The organism is Sphingomonas sp. BK345 (assembly GCF_014193845.1).
Taxonomy (GTDB): domain Bacteria; phylum Pseudomonadota; class Alphaproteobacteria; order Sphingomonadales; family Sphingomonadaceae; genus Sphingomonas.
In genome coordinates, this window is the sequence record NZ_JACHZX010000001.1 from 515637 (window position 1) to 539799 (window position 24163).

The window sequence follows — 24163 nt, forward strand, 5'->3', positions numbered from 1 at the left end:
CCCGGCAATGGCGTCGGGCACGAGATAGCAGCGTCTTCCGCTCCAACGCCGGGGTGAAGATGCTGACGGACCAAGGGCCCCCGCGCCCCGTCCGACGAGGCAACGAAGCCGCCAGGATGCGCCCGCCATGGGCCGCCGTCCTGGCGGCTTTTTTTCGTTTTGGCTTCCGCGAAGGAGCAGCGATGGCGACGGCATATTGGGATCGGACGGCGGAAAAGACGGGCGGCTTCTGGCGCAGCGGCCATACGCCGACGCTGATCGCGGCCTTCCTCTATTTCGACTTGGCGTTCATGGTGTGGGTGCTGCTCGGCCCGCTCGCGCCCGAGATCGCGCTGACGCTCGGCCTGACCCCGGCCGAGAAGGGCCTGATGGTGGCGACGCCGACGCTCGCCGGCGCGGTGCTGCGCGTCGTCAACGGCCTCGTCGTCGACCGGATCGGGCCCAAGCGCGCGGGCGCGATCAGCCAGGTCGTCGTCATCGCCGGGCTCGCCAGCGCCTGGCTGCTCGGCGTGAACAGTCTCGCCGGCACGCTCGCGCTCGGGGTGATCCTCGGCTTCGCGGGCGCCTCCTTCGCGATCGCGCTGCCGCTGGCGAGCCGCTGGTACCCGCCCGAGCACCAGGGTAAGGCCATGGGGCTCGCCGGCATGGGCAATTCGGGTACGGTGCTGGCCGCGCTGTTCGCGCCGGCGCTGGCCAAGGCGTTCGGCTGGAACGCGGTGCTGGGGCTCGCCTGCCTGCCGCTCAGCGCGGTGCTGCTGGTCTATCTCGCGCTCGCCAAGGATGCGCCCAACCCGCCGGCGCCGCGCACGCTGGGCGCTTATTTTCGTCCGCTGCGGCAGCGTGACGCCTGGTCGCTGATGGGCTTCTATGCGGTGACGTTCGGCGGTTTCGTCGGACTGGCGGCGAGCCTGCCGATCTACTTTACCGACCGCTTCGGGCTGAGCACCGTGATGGCGGGCTATGCCACCGCGCTCTGCGTCTTCGCCGGCTCGCTGGTGCGCCCGATCGGCGGTGCGTTGGCGGACCGGATCGGCGGTAGCAGCGCGCTGTCCGTCGCCCTGACGCTCGCCGCGCTGGCGCTGGTGGGGGTGAGCGCGGCGAGCACGATGGTGAGCGCGCTGGCCTTGTTCGCGCTCGCCATGCTGGCGCTCGGCGTCGGCAACGGCGCGGTGTTCCAGCTCGTGCCGCAGCGTTTCGCCGCGGAGATCGGCGTGATGACCGGGCTGGTCGGCATGGCGGGTGGTGTGGGCGGCTTCTACCTCGCCTCGTCGCTCGGCGTCGCCAAGCAATGGACCGGCAGCTTCGCGCCCGGCTTCCTCGTCTTCGCCGCGCTCGCCGGACTGGCGCTGCTCGGCCTTACCCTCGTCAAGGCGGACTGGCGGCGATGCTGGGGCGCCGGCGCCGACGTCCGGATCTGACCTCACCCGACACCCTCGCTTGAGACGGGAGCTACCGTGAAACACGACCTCATCGAACCGCCCGCGGGCGACTTGCGCGACCATCTGGTCGTGATCGGCAACGGCATGGCAGGCTGCCGCGCGGTGGAGGAGCTGCTGGCGCGCGACCCCGATCGCTACCGCGTCACGATCATCGGCGCCGAGCCGCTGGTGAACTACAACCGGATCATGCTCTCCCCCGTGCTGGCGGGCGAGAAGACGTTCGACGACATCGTGATCAACGATGCCGACTGGTACGCCGACAACGTCATCACGCTGCTGAGCGGCGATCCCGTCGCGGCGATCGATCGCGCCGCGTGCACCGTCACCACGCGCTCGGGGCTGACGCTCGGCTATGACCGGCTGCTGATCGCCACCGGCTCGGACCCGTTCGTCATCCCGGTGCCGGGCCATGACCTGCCTGGTGTGGTAAGCTTCCGCGACATGCGCGACGTCGAGGCGATGCTCGCCGCGGCGGCGCGCGGCGGCAGCGCGGTGGTGATCGGCGGCGGGCTGCTCGGGCTGGAGGCGGCGCACGGGCTCAGCCTGCGCGGCATGCGCGTGACGGTGCTCCACCTGATGCCGACGCTGATGGAGCGCCAGCTCGACGAGGCGGCGGCATGGCTGCTCAAGTCGGCGCTCGAGGCCCGCGGCCAGACCGTGCTGACCGGCGCCGACACCGCCGCGATCATCGGTGACGGCCGCGTCGAGGCGGTGCGGCTCAAGGACGGCACCGAGATCGCGGCGGATCTGGTGGTGATGGCGGTCGGCATCCGCCCCGCGGTCGGGCTGGCGCGTGCCGCCGGGCTCGACGTCGGCCGCGGCATTCGGGTCGACGACCATATGGTGACGAGCGATCCCGCGGTGCTCGCGGTCGGCGAATGCGTCGAGCATGACGGGCAGGTCTACGGGCTGGTGGCGCCGCTGTGGGACATGTGCCGCGCGCTCGCCGACGGCCTGGTCGGCACGCCGAGCGGCTACCGCCCCGCACCGACCGCGACCAAGCTCAAGGTCGCCGGGCTCGACGTCTTCTCCGCCGGCGATTTCGCGGGCGGCGACGGCGCCGAGGACATCGTGCTGCGCGACGCCAGCCGCGGCATCTACAAGCGCGTCGTCGTCCGCGACGATCGCCTGGTCGGCGCGGTGCTGTACGGCGACACGGCGGACGGCAACTGGTATTTCGACCTGCTCAAGCGCGGCGAGAGCGTGGCGCCGTTCCGCGACGCATTGATCTTCGGCCAGGCGTTCGCCGCGGAGGGCGCCCCGGCGGACCCTAAAGCGGCCGTTGCGGCGCTCTCCGACGCGGCGGAGATCTGCGGCTGCAACGGCGTCAGCAAGGGCAAGGTGCTGGCCTGCATCGACGGCGGCGCGCACGGGCTCGACGCGGTGCGCGCCGGGTGCAAGGCCTCGGCGAGCTGCGGCGCGTGCACCGGCACGGTCGAGGCGCTGCTCGCGTGGCGGCTCGACGGCGCGGTCGAGACCGGGCCGAAGACGCTGTGCCGCTGCACCAGCTTCGGCCACGACGACGTGCGGCGCGAGATCGTCGCGCAAGGCATGCGCTCGATCCCCGAGGTGATGCAGCGGCTGCACTGGTCGACCCCGGACGGCTGCGCCTCGTGCCGGCCCGCGCTCAACTATTACCTGCTGTGCGCGCTGCCGGGGGAGTATGTCGACGATCAGCAGAGCCGTTTCGTCAACGAGCGGCTCCACGCCAACATCCAGAAGGACGGCACCTATTCGGTGGTGCCGCGGATGTGGGGCGGGATCACCAGCCCGCGCGAGCTGCGCGCGATCGCCGACGTGGTGGAGAAATATGACGCGCCGATGGTCAAGGTGACCGGCGGGCAGCGGCTCGACATCTTCGGCATCCGCAAGGAGGATCTGCCCGCGGTCTGGGCCGATCTCAACGCCGCGGGCATGGTCTCGGGCCATGCCTATGGCAAGGCGCTGCGCACGGTGAAGACCTGTGTCGGCAGCGAGTGGTGCCGTTTCGGCACGCAGGACTCGACCGGGCTTGGCGTGACGATCGAGCGCGCCACCTGGGGCAGCTGGATGCCGCACAAGTTCAAGATCGCGGTCAGCGGCTGCCCACGCAACTGCGCCGAGGCGACGATCAAGGACTTCGGCGTGGTGTGCGTCGATTCCGGCTACGAGCTCCACGTCGGCGGCAACGGCGGGATCAAGGTGCGCGCCACCGACTTCCTGTGCAAGGTCGCCACCGAGCGCGAGGCGATCGAGATGTGCGCCGCCTTCATCCAGCTGTACCGGGAGGAGGCGCGCTACCTGGAACGCACCGCGCCGTGGATCGAGCGCGTCGGCCTCGCCTACGTCCAGTCGCGGCTGCTGCCCGAGGCGGCGGCGCGCGCGGAACTCGCCGGGCGCTTCTGGTTCTCGCAGCAGTTCACGCAGGACGATCCCTGGGCGGCGCGCGCCGCCGGGGCCGAGCGCGAGCATCACGCGCCGATGGCGCGCTTCCAGCCGCGTCCGCAGCCGCAGGAGGAATGGGCATGACGGGTGAGTGGCTCGACATCGGCTGGATCGACGAGATCCCGCTGCGCGGCAGCCGCGTCGTCCAGGTCGACGGCGGGGACGACATCGCGCTGTTCCGCACCGGCGATGGGCGGGTGTTCGCGCTGCGCGACCGCTGCCCGCACCAGCACGGCCGGCTGAGCCAAGGCATCGTTCATGGCGCGACGGTGACCTGCCCGCTGCACAATTGGCGGATCGCGCTGGCGAGCGGCGAGGCGCAGGGCGAGGATCGCGGCTGCACGCCGACGGTGCCGGTCAGGCTGAGCGGCGGGCGCGTGCTGCTGTGCCGCGCGAGCACGCTGCGGGCAGCGGCGTGAGCGTCCGCACGACCTGCGCCTATTGCGGTGTCGGCTGCGGCATCGTCGCCACCCGCACCGGCGAGCGGGCGGTGCGGATCGAGGGGGACGCCGACCATCCCGCCAATCGCGGCCGGCTCTGCTCCAAGGGCACGCATCTGGGCGAGACGGTCGGGCTCGACGGTCGCCTGCTCCACCCGATGATCGGCCAGCGGCGCGTTGGCTGGGACAAGGCGCTCGATCTCGTCGCACGTCGCTTCCGCGCCGCGGCCGCCGAGCACGGCCCCGACAGCGTCGCCTTCTACGTTTCGGGCCAGCTGCTGACCGAGGATTATTACGTCGCCAACAAGCTGATGAAGGGTTTCATCGGCTCGGCCAACATCGACACCAACTCGCGGTTGTGCATGTCGAGCGCTGTGGCCGGGCATCTGCGCGCCTTCGGCGAGGACGTCGTGCCCGCCAGCTACGAGGACATGGACGTCGCCGACCTCATCGTGCTGGTCGGCTCGAACACCGCCTGGTGCCATCCGGTGCTGTACCAGCGGATGCGCGCACGCTGCGCCGCCGGCGCGCGGATGGTGGTGATCGACCCGCGCCGGACCGAGACCGCCGAGGAGGCCGACCTTCACCTGCGCCTGCGGCCGGGCAGCGACGTCGCGCTGATGAACGGGCTGCTCGCCTGGTGCCGCGACCATGATGCGCTCGACCGCGACTTCCTGCGCGACCATGTCGCCGTGCCGGACGGCTTCTGGGAGCAGCTGAGCGACCGCAGCGATCTCTGGTCGGTGGCGCGCGCGTGCGACCTCGCGCCCGCCGAGCTGCGCCGTTTCTACGAGCTGTTCGCCGCCACCCCGCGTACCGTCACGCTGTTCAGTCAGGGCGTGAACCAGTCGGTGACCGGCACTGACCAGGTGAACGCGATCCTGAACGTCCACCTCGCCACCGGGCGGATCGGCAAGCCCGGCGCGCAGCCCTTCTCGGTCACCGGTCAGCCCAATGCGATGGGCGGTCGCGAGGTCGGCGGTCTCGCTACGACGCTGGCGGCGCATCTCGATTTCTCCCCACCGTCGCGCGCGCTGGTGCAGCGCTTCTGGGGTTCACCCACGATCGCGGCCAAGCCCGGGCTCAAGGCGGTCGACCTGTTCCGTGCGGTCGAGGAAGGAAGGATCAAGGCGCTGTGGGTGATGGCCACCAACCCCGCGGTGTCGATGCCCGACGCGGGGCGGGTGCGCGACGCGCTGGCACGCTGCCCCTTCGTCGTCGTGAGCGACGTGGTGGAGGAGACCGACACCGGTCGCCTCGCGCATGTCCGTCTGCCCGCCGCGGCCTGGGGCGAGAAGGACGGCACCGTCACCAACTCGGACCGGACCGTCAGCCGCCAGCGCGCGATCTTCCCGCTCCCCGGCGAGACGCGGCCGGACTGGTGGATCGTCGCGCAGGTGGCGCGTCGGATGGGCTTTCGCACCGCCTTCGCCTATGACCGGCCGGCGGAGATCTGGCGCGAGCACGTCCGCCTCTCGACCTATGGCAACAAGGGCGAGCGGCTGTTCTCCCTCCCCGGCCACGCCGCCGGCGGCAACGCCGGCTATGACGCGATGAAGCCGTCCCGTTGGGGCGGCACGCCGTTCGCGGACAAGCGCTTCCCCACCGCTGACGGGCGCGCGCGGCTCGTCACCGTCGCGCAGAAGCCGCTCGCCGCGCCGCTGCGCGACTGGCCGCTGCTGCTCAACACCGGGCGCTATCGCGACCAGTGGCACAGCATGACCCGCACCGGCCTGGCACCGAGGCTCGCGCGTCATCGGGAGGAGCCGCTGGTCGAGCTGCACCCCGACGATGCCGCGACCGCTGGCGTGACCGACGGTGGGCTCGCCCGCGTGACGACGCCGCAGGGGGAGACGCTGTACCGCGCTCGGGTAACCGACGCGCAGCGGCCGGGCGAGTTGTTCGTGCCGATCCACTGGACCGACCGGAATGCGAGCGGCGGTCGCACCGGCCGGCTGACACGCGCGCAGGTCGACCCCTTCAGCGGCCAGCCCGGCTTCAAGTCCTGCCCTGCGGCGGTGAGCGCGGTCATCACCGCCTGGCGCGGGTTCCTGCTCGTCTCCGGCGAGCCGGCGCGTCGCCCCGATTGCCTGTGGGCCACGCGGGTGACCCTCGCCACCGGCAGCCTGTGGGAACTCGCCGGCGACAGTGCGCTCGCCCCGTTAGAGGCCTGCCTCCCGGCGGGCGAGCGGATCGAGGCCGCCGACCGCGCGCGCGGGACCCGGCGCGTGGCGGTGTTGGCAGAGGGCCGGCTCCGTGCCGCGCTGTTCGTCACCGCGACCGGCGAGTTGCCGCCGCGCGACTGGCTGATCGCCCAGCTGAACGCACCCGCCGCGCCGACCTTGCTCGCCGGACGCCCGCCCGGCGGCGCGGCGGATCGCGGGCCGATCGTCTGCGCCTGCTTCGACGTCGCGCTGCGCACGATCACTGCCGCGATCCGCGACCAGTCGCTCGCCAATGTCGCCGCGATCGGTGCTGCGCTCGGCGCGGGCACCAACTGCGGCTCGTGCCGCCCGGCGCTGGCGCGCCTTCTCGCCACGGAGACGAACGATGCCGCATGACGATTTTCCGCCGGGCATGGTGTGGCTGGTCGGCGCCGGCCCGGGCGACCCGGAATTGCTCACGCGCAAGGCCGCGCGGCTGATCGGCGCGGCGGACGTGGTGTTTCACGATGCGCTGGTGGGCGCGGGCGTGCTCGATCTCGTCGCGCCGGACGCGCGTTGTGTCAGCGTCGGCAAGCGGTCGGGGCGTCACTCGGTCGCGCAGGAGACGATCGACGGATTGATCGTCGCCGCCGCGCGGGAGGGAGCGCGCGTCGTCAGGCTGAAGGGCGGCGATCCCGCCATCTTCGGCCGCACCGCGGAGGAGATGGCAGCGTGCCGGACGGCGGGCGTGCCGGTACGGATCTGTCCCGGCGTGACCGCCGCCAGCGCCGCGGCCGCGGCGGGCGGAAGCGCGCTGACGTCGCGCCGCCTCGCCCGTCGGCTGGTGTTCGTCACCGCACACCTCGACACGGGCGCGCCGGGCCAACTCGACGCAGCGGTGCTGGCGGATGCGGGCGCGACGCTCGCGGTGTACATGGGGCGCGCCGCGGCCGGCTCGGTCGCGCGGCAGCTGATCGCCGCGGGGCGCCGCGCCGATACGCCGGTGCTCGTCGTAGTGAACGCCTCGCTGCCGCAGGAACGTGTGGTTCATGGCCGGCTCGACGCCCTCGCCTTTCTGGTCGAGGCCGTCGGCGCGCGCGAACCAGTGATGCTGCTGATCGGTGAGGCGGTAAGGAGCTCGGCTGCGGCAGCGCACTCGCTGTCGGACAGCGCCGTATGCGTGTAAGGCCGCGCCTGGCTCGCGCCGGCAAGCTCTTCCGCTCGCCAGCCTGCGGCTGGAGCACGTTCGCGGTCTATGTCGCGAACTGCTGTGCGATGACGATGCTGATGCGGTGGCTGCTGGGTTAGTACGACGTCATGTCGAGGGGTCGACCGCTCGGTGTCGATGACGCGATGAACGGCAAGCGTCGCGTCGGTGCGTCCGCCAAGCAGAGTCGCCTACACGGAGCGACCCAGTCAAGCCGGGGTGGATGTTGCGGCAACGTTTCCGGATCCAGTCGGAACGCGACACCGAAACACAATGAAACTGGCGCCCTTCAATCACTTAGCCGATGGTCTCGGGGCCGCGCTCATCCGTGAAGGACCGGTTGCTGTTGCCGTATCGGGAGGGGCCGGGTCGGGGAAAGCCGATCTGAGCGCGGCGCTCTGCTTCTTCCCGGCGACACCGGCCCGTTTCGCGTCACAATGCCCAGGTGAGCTCCAGCCACAGTTTCTGCGTGTCGGTGGCGAAGCCGACCGCCCGGTACGTGGCGTAGCGCGCCGAAACGCCGTAGCGCGCCAGCTTGGCCGAGGCGAGCAGGTCGACCTCGTCGCCGTAGCGGCGGTCGACGCGCTCGGCGTCGAAGCGGTGGTACACCGCCTGCACGCCCACCGCCTTGAACGCACCCAGCTTGGGCCAGCCCCAGCCAAGGCTGCCGTACAGGTCGCGCACGCCGTCGGGCGGGGTGGTGGTGAGCCTGTCCGCCCAGCCCTGGAACTTGAAGATCGAGGCGAGCGGCGTCTGGAACGAGGTGAGCGCGGTGCCGTTGCCCGCGCCGAGCACCTCATAGCCCGCGCCGACGTGCAGCGCGTGCACGTCCAGCGCACCGTCGACGAGGTAGTAATCGGCGCGATAATCGTTGGGGTTGCGGTGATAGTCCGACTGGGTGGCATAGCTCAGCTGCCACGAGCCCTTCACCTTGGGCGCGAGCGCGCGCGACCCCACCAGTCGCGCGCCGTAGCTCTGGCTCGACAGGCGATAGCCCTGCACCGCGGCCTCGTCCTGATCGATCAGATAGGCGAAGCCGGTCAGCGTGCCGAGCGGCGTGTCCTGCGCCAGCAGCGCGAAGACGTTGTCGCCGTCGATCGCGGTCGGCTTGGCGCCGCGGCCGTTGATCCCGCTGGGCGTTCGCACGCTCCATGCATAAGTGAGGTCGGCACGCAGGTGCTTGGTCAGGCTGAGTTGGCCGCGCACCGCGTCGAACGAGCGCGAATTCTGCCGGATCGCGGCGGCGCCGACGAAGCGCTCGTCCTCCAGCCCGATCTTCTGGCGCCCGCCGGTGAGCGTGAGCGGCGCCGACTTGTACTGCAACTGCGCGCGGTACAGCGCGATATTCTCCGGATCGCCGACCGTGGGATAGCCAGCACCGTTGCCGACGGTGTCGTCATAATGGTCGACGATGGCGAGATTGCCCTGCGCCTCGACCAGCGCCGACCACGGCCCGCTGCTCGCCGCCACGCCGCTGCGCACGCGGATCGTCACCGCGTCCGCGGCGCGCGCGATACCGTCCTGCTCGACCCGCTCGTAGCGCAGGCGCACGTCCTCGGTCGGGGTGAGTTTGATCGGGTCGGCGAGCGCGGGAGCGGCTTCGAGCGACAGCGCGGAAGGCGCCGCGAGGGTGGCCGCGGCGAGGCGGCGGGTCAGCGGTGACAGGTGAACCATGCCCCGTCGGTAAGCGCGCCGGCTTGCGATGTAGTTAACACGGAACACGGAGCGGATAGCGTGAAATATGCGGGATAATAAGTCTTTGGTCGCAAAGTTAGTCGGCCCTTAACTCCGCGCGGCTACCACGTCACGATCGCCAGGAGAGCTTCGTGACCATTCGTAATATCGCTATCCCCCGCAAGCTCGCGCTCGCCTTCGCGGTGTTGATCGCGACCTTCTCGATCGTCAGCCTCGTGGTCTTCGCCAACGTCCGCACGCTCCACCAGGTGGCGGCGACGCGCGACGAGGCGAAGCTCGCCTCCGACCATGCCGACGACATGCTCAATGGCGTGGTCGAGGGGCAGAGCGCGGTGCGCGGCTATGTGCTTCTCGGCAAGCCGGCCTTCCTGGACACCTACAAGGAGAATGCGGCGGCGATCACCGCCGCCGCGGCCGAGTTCAATCGCCACGCCGCGCGGCCCGATCAGGCCGAGCGCGTGCGCCGCTTCCTCGCCGCGGTAGAGACATGGCAGCGCACCAAGGTGGAGCCGACGCTCGCCGCCTTCGCCGAGCCGGCGACGCGCGAGCAGGCGCGCGAGCTCGCCGGCTCCAAGCAGCTCGGCGCGATGCGCGACTCGATCAAGGAGATCCAGGCGGCGCAGCAGGCCTGGGTCGACCAGCAGGACGCCGCACAGCGCCACGCCGAGACGATGGTGACGCTGGCGCTCGCGCTCGGCGGCGCGATCGCGGTGGCGCTGGCGGGCGCAATGGGCATGCTGCTGTCGCGTTCGATCGCGCGGCCGGTGGTGGCGATCGCTTCGGTGATGGAGGAGCTGGCCGCGGGCCGCCATCAGGTGGCGCTGCCCAGCGCCGACCGCCGCGACGAGATCGGCACGATGGCGCGCGCGGTGGCGGTGTTCCGCGACGCCGCGGTGGAGAAGGCGCGCGACGAGCAGGAGCGCCAGGCGGTGTTCGCCGAGGTGGGCGACGGCCTCGCGCGGCTCGCCGACGCCGATCTCGCCGCGCGCTTCAGCGGCTTCCCGCCCGCCTATGCGAAGCTGGAGCAGGACTTCAACGCCGCGATGGACGCGATGGCGCAGGTGATGGGCGCGGTGACCAGCGCCACCAACGGCATCAACGACGGTGCTGCCGACATTCGCGCCGCCTCCGACGATCTCTCGCAGCGCACCGAGCAGCAGGCCGCGAGCCTGGAGGAGACCGCCGCGGCGATGGAGGAGATCACCTCCACCGTGAAGGAGACGGCGGCGAGCGCGGCGCAGGCCAACCAGACGGTCGAGGCGGCGCGGGTCGAGGCCGAGCAGTCCGCCGAGGTGGTCGAGCGCGCGGTGGCGGCGATGGGCGGGATCGAGCGCGCCTCGAGCGAGATCGGTGAGATCATCGGCGTGATCGACGCGATCGCCTTCCAGACCAACCTGCTCGCGCTCAACGCAGGGGTCGAGGCGGCACGAGCGGGCGACGCGGGCAAGGGCTTCGCGGTGGTCGCCTCCGAGGTGCGCGCGCTGGCGCAACGCTCCGCCGAGGCGGCGCGCGACGTGAAGGGCAAGATCACCGCCGCGACCGGTCAGGTCGACGCCGGCGTCACGCTCGTCAACGCCGCGGGCGACGCGCTGGCGCGCATCAGCGCGCGCGTCGGCGAGCTCAGCGGGCTGGTGCGCACCATCGCCACCGCCGCCGAGCAGCAGGCGACCGGGCTCCAGCAGGTCAACACCGCGGTGGCCGAGATGGACAACGTCACCCAGCAGAACGCCGCGATGGTGGAGGAGGCGACCGCCGCGGCGCGCAGCCTGGCGGTGGAGGCCGACTCGCTGGCGCAGCAGGTGTCCCGCTTCCGCGTCGGTGCCGCACCGCGCGCGGCGAGCCCGGTCCACCAGTTGCAGCAGCGCGCCGCGGCCGGGGTACGCCGCCTCGCCGGCGCGCGTGCGACCGCGGTGACCGACGACTGGTCGGGGTTCTGACGACGAACTCCTCCCCGTGCCGGGGAGGATTGTCGGTCCCTCACCCCATCCGCGCGCGGAACAGCTGACCGCCCTCGATCACCCACACCAGCGCCAGCACCGCGACCCCGATCGCGAGATATCCCAGCGCCAGCGGCAGCGTCGTCCCCGCGTAAGACTGGCCGATCGCGCTGCCCACCAGCACCGCGCCGATGCTGGTGATGAAGCCCTGCACCGACGAGGCGGTGCCCGCGATATGCCCGACCGGCTCCATCGCCATCGCGCCGAAGTTCGAGCCACACAGGCCGATGCAGGTCATGCTCAACGCCTGGAAGACGATATAACTTACCAGCGTCTCCCATCCCGCGGTGATCACCAGCAGGTGCAGCACCGACAGCGCGATCAGCGCCAGCACCGCCGTCTGCGAGATCAGCCGGGTGCCGAGCCGCTCGACCAGCCGGCTATTGGCGAACGAGGCGCAGCCCATCGCACCCGCGCACAGCGCGAACAGCAGGGTGAAGCGGTCGCCCGCGCCGAACTCGTCGACGAAGATCTGCTGCGCCGAGGACACGAAGGCGATGATCCCGCCGAACGTCAGCGACGCCGCCACGGCATAGCCGGCGGAATAGCGGTTGGTCAGCGTCTGGCGATAGTTGGCGCGCAGGTTGGCGGTCGAGATGGCGACGCGCCGCTCGGCCGCCAGCGTCTCGGGCACGCGCAGCAGCGTCCAGCTCAGCACGAAGGCGGCGAACCCGCCGAGCGCGTAGAAGATGAAGCGCCACGGCCCGAAGGCGAGCAGGCCCTGCCCCAGCGTCGGCGCCATGATCGGCACGATGAAGAAGATCATCTGCGCGATCGACATGGTCCGCGCCATCTGCCGACCGGAGGCGGTGTCGCGCACGATCGCCACCGCCAGCACGCGGGTCGAGGCCGACATCAGTCCCTGCAGCAGGCGCGCGCCGAGCAAGGCGGGGAAGGTGGCGGCGCTCGCCGCGAAGACGCTGGCGGCGACGAAGCCCACGAGCGTCACGATCAGCACCGGGCGGCGGCCGTAGCGGTCGGCGAGCGGGCCGTAGAGCAGCTGCCCCAGGCCGAAGCCCATCATGTAGACGGTGACGATCCACTGACGGTGGTTGGCCGCGCTCACCGCCAGGTCGTGGCCGATGTCGGCGAGCGCGGGCAGCATGAGATCGACGCCGAGCGCGTTCACCCCCATCAGCGCCGCGATGAAGGCGACGAATTCGCGCGGGTGCATGCCCTGCGGCGCGGGGTGCGGGTGCGGGGCGGAAAGGGACGTCATGCCTGCCCTATCGTCCTCCCCGCCGCAGTGCACAAGCGGCTGACGGGGCTAGATTCCGAGGGTTAGGGCCCGATCCGGGCAGTCGAACCGTGCCGCGGCGCAGGTCGGCCAACCGACGCGGTCCGCCTAACCCGCGCGCCGCAGCGTGATCCGCGTCATCTCGGACGGGCGTCCCAGCCGCAGCGCGAAGCCGGGCCACAGCGCAGTGCCGTTGCTGACGTACAGCGTCATCGCGCCGACCTGGTAGCGGCGCGACACGAAGCCGTCGTTGCCGCGCGCCACCAATCGGTCGAGCCCGACGATCATCCCGCCGTGCGTGTGCCCCGAGAGCTGGAGCGCCACGCCGCGCGCCGCCGCGGCGCGGGCGTTGCGCGGCTGGTGGTCGAGCAGCACCACCGGCACGCCCGCGGGCGTGCCCGCCAGCGCGGCGGCAAGGTCAGGCGCAGCGTGTCCGGTTGCCGCCGCCGAGGCATCGGTCACGCCGGCGAGCACCAGCCGCTCGCCGCCGCGCTCCAGCACGGCGTGCGCGTTCGGCAGCAGCCGCACACCCAGGCCGGCGAGGTGCCGCATCCAGGCGTCGTAATCGAAGAAATATTCATGGTTGCCCGGCACCGCCCAGATGCCGTCGGGCGCGCGCAGCGCGGCGAGCGGAGTGACATCGTCGCGGCGCATCGCGACCGAGCCGTCGATGAAGTCGCCGGTGACGACGACAAGGTCGGCGCCCGCGGCATTGGCGCGCGCCACCATCGCCTCGGCCCAGCGCGCCGGGAACAGCCTGCTGAGGTGCAGGTCGCTGAGCTGGAGCAGCCGATAGCCGTCGAAGCGCGGCGGCAACCCGGCGATGGCGACGGTCACGTCGCGCACCGGCGGCTGGCGCAGCGCGTTGGCGACGCCGATCGCCGCGAGTACCGCCGCCGACGCCGCGGCGGCGTAGCGCGCACGGTCGGGCAGCGTCGCGCCGCGGCGGACCAGCTGCGCCACCAGCAGCCCGAGATCGAGCAGCAGCTGGAGGGCGAACAGCAGCACGATGGCGCCGAACGCCCAGTTGAACAGCACGACGATCGCGCGGGGGAACTCGGGCGCGAACACCGAGCCGGACGACAGTTTGCTCCAATAATGAAACTGCGACGCGGCGAGCAGCAGCACCGCGACCCCGCCCTTGGCCCAGAGCGGCAGCGCGAGCGGCCAGAGCGTGCGAACGACGACGTAGAGGCAGGGCGTCGCGAAGATCAGATGGAAGATCGTGGGTCTCCTCGCCCGCCCCAACCAGCGACGCGCGCCGACGTTGCATCACGCGTCAAGCCGCGGACATGTCAGCCGGCGCGGCGCTCCAGCGCGTGCGCCGCCTCGGCCATCAGCGCGGCGATGATGTCGGCGATCGGCTCCTCCTTGGTGACCATGCCGACCGACTGGCCCGCCATCACGCTGCCGTGCTCGACGTCGCCGTCGATCACCGCGCGGCGGAGCGCACCCGCCCAATAATGTTCGATCTGCAGTTGCGCCTCGGCCATCGCGACGCGCCCCTCGTCGAGCGACGAGGCTACCTCGCGCTGCTTGGCGGTGAACAGCTCGCCGCCCGCATTCTTGAGCGCGCGCACCGGGATCACCGGCAAGCGCGGGTCGATCTGGACGCTGGCGACCGCGTCGCGCGCGCTGGCGCGGATGAACGCCTGCTTGAATTTCGGATGCGCGATCGACTCGGTGGCGCAGACGAACCGCGTGCCGAGCTGGACGCCGGCCGCGCCCATGTCGAGATAGCCCGCGATCGCCTCGCCGCGCCCGATCCCGCCGGCGACGAACACCGGCACCTGGCCCGCGATCTCGGGCAGCATCTCTTGCGCGAGCACGCTGGTCGAGACCGGGCCGATATGGCCGCCCGCCTCCATCCCCTCGATCACCAGCGCGTCGACGCCCGAGCGGATCAGCTTCTTGGCCAGCGCGAGCGTCGGCGCGAAGCAGATCACCTTGGCGCCGCCGGCCTTGATCGCCTCGAGCGAGCCCTTGGGCGGCAGGCCGCCGGCGAGCACGACATGGCCGACGCCGTGGCGCGCGCACACCGCGATCAGCTCCTCCAGCGCGGGGTGCATGGTGATGAGATTGACGCCGAACGGCTTGTCGGTGAGCGACTTGGTGCCGGCGATCTCGGCGTCGAGCAGCGCGGGCGTCATCGCGCCGCAGGCGATCACGCCGAAGCCGCCGGCGTTGGACATGGCCGCGACGAGGTGGCGCTCGCTCACCCACGACATCGCCCCCGCCATGATCGCCACCTCGCTGCCGAGGAAAGCGGCGCCGCGCGCCATGCGGCGGGCGAGGCGCGCGGCGCCGCTCGCGGCGTCGGTGGCGGGAGCGGCGGCGGGAGCGAGCGTGTCGGTCATGCCCTGCCCTAATCACCTCGCGCCACGACGGCAATCACCCGCGCCGCGGTGGGGCGAAGCCGAAAGCTCTTCGCCCGATTTTCCCGCGCCTTCGCCGCGCCGATCGGCTTGCCCCCGCTACGAGAAGAGGCAGTGGACGGGCGAGCGAGGGACGGGCGATGCCGAACGAAAAATGGCCGCGGCGACGGCGTACCGCGCTGCTGATCGTGCTGGTCGCGGCGAGTTGGGTGCTGCTCGCCGGCGCGAACGCGCTGGCACTCACGCTGCTTCGCTGACCGATGACGAAGCCGCTGAACCAAAGCGGGAAAATATGAAAAATGCGTCAGTGCGACTCGCTTTTAGCGGCGCGACCGTTTGCGTAATCTGCCCGGACAACATCGGGAGGGGATGATGATGAACGGCATGATGTCGACGCGTCGGCGTTACTCGGTGCTCGCGGTGCTGACCGCAGCGAGCTGGGCCACGGTCGCGGTGGCGGCTGAGATGGTGTTGCAGTTGGCGCGCTGAGCCGCGCCGTAGATGGGTCGGCGCGGTTCCCGGGGGGGCACCGCGCCGACCGACCTTCGATCAGTTGCTGTCGCTATTGTCGTTGTTGTCGTCACCATTGTCGGCGACGAGCAGCACGATACCGGTCAGCGCGGCGAGGATGCCGATGCTGATCAGCGTGGTGGTCGGCACCTCGGCGCCGATCTTGCTGGCATTGGCGCTGCCGCTGGCGGCGCGTGCCGAGCGCGCAACCGAGAGCGAGGAGGCCGGGTTGGCGGCGGGCGCGGCGACCGCGGCGGCGGGCAGCGCGAGGATCGCGGCGACACCCGCGACCAAGTTGATGAGACGCGACATTCGGTGATCTCCCTGACGGCGCCACCTCTGCGCGCGGCGCGTGGGACTTCCTAGAACAGGCTGTTGTTGCAGTCATTTGACAATTGCGGCGGGTGGGACGGGCAACGTCCTCCCCGCTCGTCGGGCAGCGCCTGCCCTTTACCGGATCGCCGCCGCCAGCACCGCGCGTGTGCCGGGGTGCGCGGCGTCATAGTCGAGCGCGGCGTCGAGGCTCTGCGCCATGGCGCGAATCAGCCGCGACCCCACGCCGGTGCCCTTGGGTCCATCGTCGCCGATGCCGATCCCGTCGTCCTCCACCACCAGGCGGAAGCGCAGCTCGCCGTCGCGCGCCAGCGCGATGCGCACCTCGCCGTCGCCGCCGGGATAGGCGTATTTGCAGGCGTTGCTCACCAGCTCGGTGACGATCACGCCGAGCGACACCGCCCGGTCGGTCGGCAGCCGCAGCGGCTCGGCGGCGAGGCTCAGCCGTCGCGGCGCCTCGCTGGTGGACCAGGTCGCGCCCAGCTCCTCGATCAGCTGCGCGAGATAGTCGCGCATCTCGACATGCTCGACGTCGTCGCCGGTGTAGAGCCGGCGGTGGACCTGCGCGATCGCGCTGATGCGCCGCTGCGTGTCTTCCAGCGCGGCGCGCGCGCCCGGATCCTCCAGCGCGCTCGACTGCATCCGCACCATCGCCGACACGAGCTGGAGCGAGTTGGCGACGCGGTGGTTCACCTCAGCCAGCAGCGCCTCCAGCCGCGCGTTGCTGGCGCGCAGCTCGGCTTCGGCGCGGGTCTTGAGCGCCTCGACCTCGGTGCGCGCTAGCACCTGGCGGAAAGTGGCGTCGAGCAGGTCGAAGAAGTCGTCGCCCGGCGTCTTCACCACATAATCGGCCGCGCCCGCGCGCAAGGCCGCCACCGCGACCCGCGTCTCCTCCGACCCGCTGACGTAGACCACCGCCGGGGGCGTGGGCAGCGCGTGGAGCCGCTCGAGCGTCTCCAGCCCGTCGATCCCCGGCATATAGTGATCGACGGCGACCAGGTCGAAATGCTCGGCCGCGGCCGCCGCCACCCCCGCCTCGCCGCCGTCGGCGGTGGCGACCTGATAGCCGCGCCGCTCGAGCGCGCGACTCACCAGCCGGCGGATGCCGGCGTCGTCGTCGATGTAGAGGATGCGGGTGCCGGCGGCGATGGTCACGGGCCGCTCAGTTCGCCCCGTCGAGGTCGGGCACCTGGATCACCGAGAGGAACAGCCCGAGCTGGCGGATCGCCTGGGCGAAGCTCTCGTAGTTCACCGGCTTCGTGATGTAGACGTTGGCGCCGAGATCGTAGCAGCGCTGGATCTCGCGCGAATCGTCGGTGGTGGTCAGCACCACCACGGGGGTGCGCTTGACCGGGCCGTCGCTGTTCTTGATCCGTGTCAGGATGTCGGTGCCGCTCATGTCGGGCAGGTTGAGATCGAGCAGGATCAGCGCCGGACCGCTCAGCGCAGGGCCGACCGGATCGTTGAAGATATAGTCGAGCGCGCTGGTACCGTCGGTGAAGTGACGGATCTCGTTGAGAATGCCGGCGCGCCGGATGTTCTTCTCGATGAGGCGCGCGTGGCCCTCGTCGTCCTCGATCATGACGATGCCGACCGACTGATGCGCGTTCATTCGTTTTTACCCTGCCCTTCAGGACGTTGCGACTCCAGCGTCAGTGGTAGTGATAGCGTGAAGGTCGCGCCCTGTCCCAGGTTGGACTCGACGCTGATCGTGCCGCCCAATCGAAACACCAGCGCGCGCACCGTGGCGAGCCCGATCCCCTCGCCCGGTCTGTCCTGCGCGCCCGAGCGACGGAACAGGTCGAACACGCGCGCATGGTCGCGCGGATCGATGCCGCGGCCGTTGTCGGCGATGGCATAGATCACCCGCTGCGCCTCGCGGCGCCCACTCACCGTGATCCGCCCGGGCACGCCCGGGCGCAGGTACTTGACCGCATTCTCGATCAGGTTGGAGAACACCTGGTCGAGCGAGAAGCGGTCGCTGATCACCTCGGGCAGCGTCCCCGCCACGTCCAGCGTGGCCTCGACGTCGGCGAGCCGGTGCGCGAGCGTGTCGCGGATCTGGCCGACCAGCTGCGCCACGTCGATCCGCTCGGCCGCGAGCTGGCGCCGGCCCTGCCGCGAGAGCTGGAGGATGGCGTTGATCAGACGGTCCATCTTCTGCGTCGAGGCGCGGATGAAGCCGATCGCCTCGGGCAGGTCCTCGCGCGCCGACAGCCGCGCCTCCTCGCTGAGCAGCTGCGGCGCCTCGGCCTCGACCGTATCGACCAGCGCGCCGAGCTGGCCCGTCGCCGCTTCCAGCTCGGCGGTGAAGCCCATCACGTTGACCAGCGGCGAGCGCAGGTCGTGGCTGACGATATAGGCGAAACGCTGGATCTCCTCGTTGGCGCGGGTGAGATCCTCGGTACGCTCCGCTACCATCTCCTCAAGGCTGTCCGCCAGCGACTGGGTGGCGTCGCGCGAGCGCGCCAGGTCGCGCGTATAGGCCAGCACGGTGAGCAGCGCGACCACCGCCAGCGCGGCGAGCAGCACCGCGGCGAGCACCAGCACCGCGTAGAAAGCGCGCTCGGTGACGCGCAGCTCCCGGTCGCGGATGGCGAGGAGGCGACGTTCCTCACGCGCCATGCGGTTCATCAGAAAGCGCACCGCGCGCATGCTGCTCGCCTCGGTGTCGGCGCGAAAGGCAGCGAGGGCGGCGCGCTGGTCGCCGCGCTCGACCAGCGCCATCGTCTCGGCGCGACGCTGCGCCAGCGCGCCGAGCTGAAGCTGGAGCCCGGCGAGATTGTCGCGCTGGCGCGGATTGTCGGCGGTGAGTCGCGCCAGCGTCACCAGCCGCTGCGGCAGCTCGGCGGTGGCGCGGTGATAGCCCTCGCGGTAGGCCGCGGTGGCGGGGGCGAGCAGTGCTCCGCGCCGCGTCGCCTCGGCCTCCTCGATCACGCGGCGCACTTCCAGCACCGCCTTCTCGACCTCGTAGGTATGGACCACGGCGCGGGTGTGCACCTGGTTCTGCCGCGTCACCCAGGCAGCGCCGCCGCCCGCGGCGAGCAGCGCGAGGAAGCCGGGCACCAGCAGCGCGGTGAGCCGGGGTGCGATCTTGCCCTCGGGCGGCAGGAGGAATCGGGGCGTGGCCACGGCGCCGGCGGTTAGCGCGCGCGCGCGGCTTAGACCAGCCGCGACGCGCGACGGCTCATCCCTCGGCCGAATGCGCCGAGACCGGCAGGGCGATCGTGCAATGCGCACCGTCGCGCTCCAGCGTCAGCGCGGTGCGGGCGCCGAGCTGATAGGGCAGTGCCTGCTCGATCAGCTCGCGCCCCTGCCCGCCGCCGCTCGTGGCGCCGCCCGCCGCGGGCATCGCCACGCCGCGCTCGCGCCAGTCGATGTGGAGCCACGGCCGCAGGCCCGGCCCGGCCGGCTCCAGCCGCCACGTCACCGTCAGTTGCCCGCCGGGCTGCCCGAGCGCGCCATATTTCACCGCGTTGGTGGCGAGCTCGTGCAGCGCCATCGCCAAGGTCTGCACCGTCGAGGAGCGCAGCCGGACTCCGGCGGGGCCGTCGAGCGTCGCCCGCTCGATCCCGCCCATCGCGGTCAGCTCGCTTCGCAGCAGGTCGTCGAAGGTGACCCGGTCGACGTCGTTGAGCCGCGACAGCAACGCCTGCACGCGCGCCAGAGCGTCGAGCCGGTCGGTGAAGCGCGTGCGGAAGTCGGCGAGGTCGGTGCTCGTCCGCGCCATATTGTCCGCGATCGAGCGCACCACCCCCATCAGGTTGCGCGTGCGATGCTGGAGCTCGGCGATCAGCACCGCCTGGCGCTCCTCCCACTCGCGCCGGTCGGTGACGTCGACCATCGCGCCCACCATGCGGATCGCGCCGTCGGCGTCGTAGAAGAAGCGGCCGCGCGCGTCGTGCCAGCGCACGGTGCCGTCGCGCCGGACGATGCGGAACTCGCGGCTATACTCCCTATGCCCCTCCATCGCCGCGCGGAGCGCCGCCTCCACGCCGGCGCGATCCTCCGGGTGCAGCCGGTCGCGCCAGGCCTCGTAGCTCGGCTGGATCTCGCCGACCGCGAAGCCCTGCATGCGGAAATGCTCGTCGGACCAGTGCACCTCGCCGGTGCGGACATCCCAGTCCCACAGTCCGAGCCGACCGACCTCGACCGCGCTGCGCAGCCGCTCCTCGCTGCGCCGCACCGCCTCGGCGGCCTGCCGCACCTCGGTGATGTCCTCGCCGATGCCGCCGATGAGCGTCACCGCGCCGCCGTCGCGGATCGGGAAGGCCGTGTCGCGGATCCAGCGCGTCGCGCCGTCGACCGGGCGGTGGAGGCGGTAATCGAAGCTGACATGCTCGCCACCGCGCACGCGCGCCATCGCCGCCTCGGCCAGGGGGCGGTCCTCGGGGTGGACGAGATCGAGCCAGCTCTGCGCCGCGTCGCCCGCGATCGCGCGGTCGGGGCTCAGCCCGTAGACGGTCTCGAACGCCGGGGTGAGATATTCCCAGCGCAGCGTCGCCGCGTCGCGGATCCACAGCACGTCGTGCGAGGCCTCGCCGAACTGGCGCAGCCGCTCTTCGCTCTGGCGCAGCCGGTCCTGCGCCGCGGCGTCGCGGAGCCGCAGCAGCTCCTCCTGCGCGTTCTTCCAGGCGCCGATGTCCTTGGTGGTGGTGGCGACGCCGTCGTCGAGCTTGACGACGGTCTGGAGAAACCAGCTGTCGAACTGCTCGTGGACATAGTGGCGCTCGTCCTGGCGCGGCTCGCCCGTCTCGGTGACGTGCTTGAAGGTAGCGAAGATCCCTTCCTCGATCACCCCGGGATTGCGCTCCAGCAGGCTCTGGCCGCGAACCTCGCCATAGGTGCTCTCGGAGGTGTGGTTGTTGAGCAGCCAGCGGAAGTCGACGATCTCGCCGCGCTCGTCGCGCACCGCCTCGAACACCTGGATCATGTCGGTCGAGGCGTCCATCGTCGCCCGCAACAGGTCGCGCCCGCGCGCCAGCTCAGCGGTGCGCTGGCGCAGCACCAGCGCGCTCGCGGCGAAATGGGCGAGGCTGGTGAGCAAGCGCGCGTCCTCCCGGTCGAAGGCGCGGTCGGGCGCGTGGGCGAGCAGCCACAAGGTGCCGGCGGCGCGGCCGTCGCGGTGGAACGGCACGAGCAGCAGCTCGCGTACGGGCGGGTCGAGCGCGGCACCCGCGAACAGCTCCTGCGGCCGCTCGAACAGCAGCGCCGCGTCGCGCGCGATCGCGACCCCGCACGGGCTGGCGTCGAGCGGCATGCCGCCGCCGCGATAACGCGCCCAGGCGCCCGACAGCGCGTCCCAGCGGAAGCCGTTCGGCTCACGCAGGCTGACCCCGGCCGAGCCGGCCATCCCGTGCGTGACGATCTGGTCGGTCAGCCGCTGGAGCAGCTCGGCGGGATGATCGGCCAGGTCGTGCGCGAGCGCCGAGAGGATCGCCGCCTCGGTGGCATGGTCGGGCGCGCGCGCCGGGCGCGCCGCGAGCGCGTCCGCCGCCGCTGCCCCGCTCGCCCCGCTCGCCCCGCTGCTCGATCCGCCGTGCATCGCGCTCCTCCCCCCGAGCCGCGCGACGCTACACCGGTGCGGGGGTCGGCGGCAACGCACGCGACGGTGGCGCGGGCCGCGGCTTGGCCCTACATCCGGTGGCATGCGCAGACACATCCTCGCCGTGCTCGGCCTCCTTGTCCTCGCCGCGATCGGCGTCGTCGCCTATCTCGCCTGGCCCGACGCCGCACGGCTCGACGTGGCCGCGGTGAGCGGCGCGCGGCCGACGATCACGCCGCCGCGCGAGCAGACGCTGCCCACGGTCAAAACTGCCGACCCGATCGGCTGGAAGGCGGGCGAGGCGCCGACGCCCGCGGCAGGGCTGCGCGTCGCCGCCTTCGCCACCGGGCTCGACCATCCGCGCTGGCTCTACCGCCTCCCCAACGGTGACGTGCTGGTGGCCGAGACCAACTCGCCGCCGCGCGAGGGTGGTGGGATCCAGGGTTGGGTGATGCGCCACCTGCTCGGCAAGGTCGGTGCGGGCGGCCCCTCGGCTAATCGCATCACGTTGCTGCGCGACGCCGACGGCGATGGTCGCGCCGAGACCCGCACCGTGTTCATGACCGGGCTCACCTCGCCCTCCGGCATGGCGCTGTTCGACGGCCAGCTCTACGTCGCCAACACCGACTCGCTGGTGCGCGTGCCCTATACCGAGGGCGCGACCAGCATCACCGCCAAGCCCGAGCTGGTGGTGAAGCTGCCCGGCGGCGGCAACCACTGGGCGCGCAACGTCATTCCGGCCGAGGATGGGCGCACCCTGTACGTCTCGGTCGGCTCGGCCTCGAACGTCGCCGAGGGCGGGTTCGCGCGCGAGAAGTTCCGGGCCGCGATCCTCCAGGTCTATCCCAAGGAGAAGACCTTCCGCGTCTTCGCCACCGGGCTGCGCAACCCCAACGGCATGGCGCTGGTCCCCGGCACCAACCGGCTGTGGACCGTGGTGAACGAGCGCGACATGCTCGGCTCCGATCTCGTCCCCGACTATCTCACCGCGGTGGAGCTGGGCGACAACTTCGGATGGCCCTGGTATTATTGGGGCGGCTACGTCGACACGCGGGTGGAGCCGAAGAACCCCGAGCTGCAGCAATACGTGAAGCGCCCCGACTATGCGCTGGGCCCGCACGTCGCCGCGCTGGGGCTGAGCTTCGCGGGCGACGCCAAGCTGGGTGGGCAGTTCGCGCAGGGCGCCTTCGTCGGCGAGCACGGCTCGTGGAACCGCAAGCCGCTGTCGGGCTACAAGGTGGTGTTCGTGCCGTTCGACGCGGCGGGCTGGCCGGTGAAGGGGGCCAAGCCAGCCGACGTGCTGACCGGCTTCGTCACGCCGGACGGCGACGCGCACGGCCGGCCCGTCGGCGTGATCACCGACCGCACCGGCGCATTGCTGGTGGCCGACGACGTCGGCAACGCGATCTGGCGAGTCACCGCGGCGCGCTGATCCGGGCGCGCCCGTCCGCGCTATAATGAGCGTGGATCGAGCGCGGAGTGAGCGATGCTGTGGACGATCGTCGTCATCCTGGTGATCGTGTGGCTGCTGGGCTTCAGCTTCCACCTCACCCATGGCTTGATCCACCTGCTGCTGGTGATCGCGCTGATCGTCGGTCTGGTGCAGCTGTTCACCGGCCGCCGCTGAGCGGCACGCGCTTTTGCCTGTAACGAATTGTTGCCGGGGCGCGGAACAGTAGCCGGCAGCGAGTGTTTTCCTCTCCCAACACAGGAGGTACTTCGATGCTCTGGACGATCGCCGTTATTCTCCTGGTGCTTTGGCTGCTGGGCTTCAGCCTTCATGTCGCCGGCGGGTTGATCCACATCCTGCTCGTGGTGGCGATCATCGTCGGGCTGGTGCAGCTATTCAGCGGCCGCCGAGTGTAGGAGGCGTAACCCCGATAACGGTCGTGCGCGTCATCCCGGGCCCGACCACGGGATGACGAACGTGGATGCGGCGTTCCGCTAAGGCGACCGCCTCTTTCATAGCCGAGGGTGCGGCCCCACCCGTACCCATAACGCCGTGGCATCGTCACTTCGCTTGAAACGCGGGAAGCGTCGGCAGTCGGCGTCGTCCCGCTCGATCGCGCGCAACTCCTCGGCCAACGCCGCCATCCCCCGCGTGCGCACCGCCGCCATCAGCCCCGGCGCGTCATACGCGTCGTAGCTGTCGACCAGCGCGGCGAAGCCGTCGCTCATCAGAAGCAGACCGTCACCCGGCGCGAGCGCGACGCGGGCGTGGTCGGTCGCGGCCGCCGCGGCCGCAGCGTCGACGCCGAGCACGCGCCGCCCAGGTCGCTCGCGCGCGGCGCGACGATCCGCGATCATCGCCGGCGTCCGCACGCCGCCGAGCGCCTCACCCAGTGCCGCCGCCTCGGCGCTCTCCGCCGCGCGGTCGGGTGCGGGGGTGAGCCAGTCGACCGCACCGTCCGCGCGCGCGCGCAGGATCGCGCAGTCGCCCGCCCAGGCCACCTCGAGCGAGTCGCCGACGAGCTGGATCGCCGCGAACGAGGCGCTCGGCAGTTCCCACGCGCCCGCGGGTTCACGCCGCCGCTCGGCCGCGTAGCGCGTCGCCACGGTCTCATACACCGAGGCGCAGGTGGCGCGCAGGTCGGCGGCCTCGCCCAGCCCGAAGGCGGCGTCGGCGGTCGCTGCTAACCAGGCCGCCCCACCGCGATCACCGAGCAGCCCGGGCGGAGCGAGATCGGTGGCGCCGTCGATCACCCAGGCGCAGCGCGCGCTCGCGCCGGCGCGGTCGTCGTTGGGCGAGGCGCTGTCGCCGCACAGGCTGATCGACTGGAGCAGGTCGAGGTGCATGGCCTCGACCCTAGCCGCGCC

General features: G+C 71.5%; 19 protein-coding genes. 9 read left to right on the plus strand and 10 right to left on the minus strand.

The genetic code is table 11. The annotated features are described in order from the left end of the window. Positions 1–182: 182 nt before the first annotated feature. From FHY03_RS02335 to cobA, 5 genes are read left to right on the plus strand one after another with little or no spacing between them, the layout of a single operon-like run. Positions 183–1418 (plus strand): NarK/NasA family nitrate transporter, encoded by a 1236-nt coding sequence (locus FHY03_RS02335; RefSeq protein ID WP_183928508.1) that lies wholly within the window; start codon positions 183–185, stop codon positions 1416–1418. A 36-nt stretch (positions 1419–1454) separates the two neighbouring features. After that, a complete protein-coding gene (gene nirB / locus FHY03_RS02340; RefSeq protein ID WP_311721287.1) occupies positions 1455–3947 on the plus strand; it encodes a nitrite reductase large subunit NirB in 2493 nt (830 codons plus the stop codon). Further along, positions 3944–4282 carry a nitrite reductase small subunit NirD gene (gene nirD, locus FHY03_RS02345; RefSeq protein ID WP_183921661.1) on the plus strand — a complete coding sequence of 113 codons (339 nt, stop codon included), beginning with the start codon at positions 3944–3946 and terminating at the stop codon, positions 4280–4282. Before nirB ends, nirD begins: the two co-directional genes overlap by 4 nt. Then, positions 4279–6864, plus strand: a complete 2586-nt coding sequence (locus FHY03_RS02350) for a nitrate reductase (protein ID WP_183928510.1) — start codon at positions 4279–4281, stop codon at positions 6862–6864. Before nirD ends, FHY03_RS02350 begins: the two co-directional genes overlap by 4 nt. Next, a complete protein-coding gene (cobA, locus tag FHY03_RS02355) occupies positions 6854–7633 on the plus strand; it encodes a uroporphyrinogen-III C-methyltransferase (protein ID WP_183921663.1) in 780 nt (259 codons plus the stop codon). Before FHY03_RS02350 ends, cobA begins: the two co-directional genes overlap by 11 nt. A 453-nt stretch (positions 7634–8086) precedes the next feature. On the opposite strand, the gene FHY03_RS02360 is transcribed toward cobA, so the two are convergent. Beyond that, the gene (locus tag FHY03_RS02360; protein ID WP_183928512.1) at positions 8087–9328 is read right to left on the minus strand and encodes an alginate export family protein; all 1242 of its coding nucleotides are present in this window, start codon (positions 9326–9328) and stop codon (positions 8087–8089) included. A gap of 152 nt (positions 9329–9480) precedes the next feature. Here FHY03_RS02360 and FHY03_RS02365 point away from each other — a divergent pair, with 152 nt between their 5' ends. Continuing rightward, entirely contained in the window at positions 9481–11286 is a 1806-nt protein-coding gene (locus tag FHY03_RS02365; RefSeq protein WP_221189949.1) for a methyl-accepting chemotaxis protein, read from the plus strand. Positions 11287–11326: 40 nt separating this feature from the next. Here the strand turns inward: FHY03_RS02365 and FHY03_RS02370 are convergent, their stop codons facing one another. From FHY03_RS02370 to FHY03_RS02405, 8 genes are all read right to left on the minus strand, one after another. Beyond that, entirely contained in the window at positions 11327–12520 is a 1194-nt protein-coding gene (locus tag FHY03_RS02370) for a multidrug effflux MFS transporter (RefSeq protein ID WP_183929231.1), read from the minus strand. Between the two features lie 171 nt (positions 12521–12691). After that, positions 12692–13831 carry a metallophosphoesterase gene (locus tag FHY03_RS02375; protein WP_221189950.1) on the minus strand — a complete coding sequence of 380 codons (1140 nt, stop codon included), beginning with the start codon at positions 13829–13831 and terminating at the stop codon, positions 12692–12694. Positions 13832–13878: 47 nt separating this feature from the next. After that, entirely contained in the window at positions 13879–14940 is a 1062-nt protein-coding gene (locus FHY03_RS02380) for an NAD(P)H-dependent flavin oxidoreductase (RefSeq protein WP_409314144.1), read from the minus strand. 567 nt (positions 14941–15507) lie between these two features. After that, the gene (locus FHY03_RS02385; RefSeq protein ID WP_183928514.1) at positions 15508–15780 is read right to left on the minus strand and encodes a hypothetical protein; all 273 of its coding nucleotides are present in this window, start codon (positions 15778–15780) and stop codon (positions 15508–15510) included. Positions 15781–15918: 138 nt separating this feature from the next. After that, positions 15919–16956, minus strand: a complete 1038-nt coding sequence (locus tag FHY03_RS02390) for a response regulator (RefSeq protein ID WP_183921666.1) — start codon at positions 16954–16956, stop codon at positions 15919–15921. Between the two features lie 7 nt (positions 16957–16963). After that, positions 16964–17413, minus strand: a complete 450-nt coding sequence (locus tag FHY03_RS02395) for a response regulator (RefSeq protein ID WP_183921667.1) — start codon at positions 17411–17413, stop codon at positions 16964–16966. Beyond that, positions 17410–18933, minus strand: a complete 1524-nt coding sequence (locus tag FHY03_RS02400; protein ID WP_183921668.1) for an ATP-binding protein — start codon at positions 18931–18933, stop codon at positions 17410–17412. The genes FHY03_RS02395 and FHY03_RS02400 overlap by 4 nt, the downstream gene beginning before the upstream one ends. A 55-nt stretch (positions 18934–18988) precedes the next feature. Next, entirely contained in the window at positions 18989–21346 is a 2358-nt protein-coding gene (locus FHY03_RS02405) for a PAS domain-containing protein (RefSeq protein WP_183928516.1), read from the minus strand. 103 nt (positions 21347–21449) lie between these two features. Between FHY03_RS02405 and FHY03_RS02410 the strand changes: the two genes are divergently transcribed. The 3 genes from FHY03_RS02410 (at position 21450) to FHY03_RS02420 (ending at position 23212) form a co-directional block, all read left to right on the plus strand. Further along, positions 21450–22778 (plus strand): sorbosone dehydrogenase family protein, encoded by a 1329-nt coding sequence (locus FHY03_RS02410; protein ID WP_183921670.1) that lies wholly within the window; start codon positions 21450–21452, stop codon positions 22776–22778. A gap of 54 nt (positions 22779–22832) precedes the next feature. Continuing rightward, the gene (locus FHY03_RS02415; protein ID WP_183928518.1) at positions 22833–22973 is read left to right on the plus strand and encodes a lmo0937 family membrane protein; all 141 of its coding nucleotides are present in this window, start codon (positions 22833–22835) and stop codon (positions 22971–22973) included. A gap of 95 nt (positions 22974–23068) precedes the next feature. Then, positions 23069–23212 carry a lmo0937 family membrane protein gene (locus FHY03_RS02420; protein WP_183921672.1) on the plus strand — a complete coding sequence of 48 codons (144 nt, stop codon included), beginning with the start codon at positions 23069–23071 and terminating at the stop codon, positions 23210–23212. A 96-nt stretch (positions 23213–23308) separates the two neighbouring features. On the opposite strand, the gene FHY03_RS02425 is transcribed toward FHY03_RS02420, so the two are convergent. After that, complete coding sequence (locus tag FHY03_RS02425) at positions 23309–24142, minus strand: protein phosphatase 2C domain-containing protein (protein WP_183921673.1); 834 nt, start codon at positions 24140–24142, stop codon at positions 23309–23311. Positions 24143–24163 lie beyond the last annotated feature (21 nt).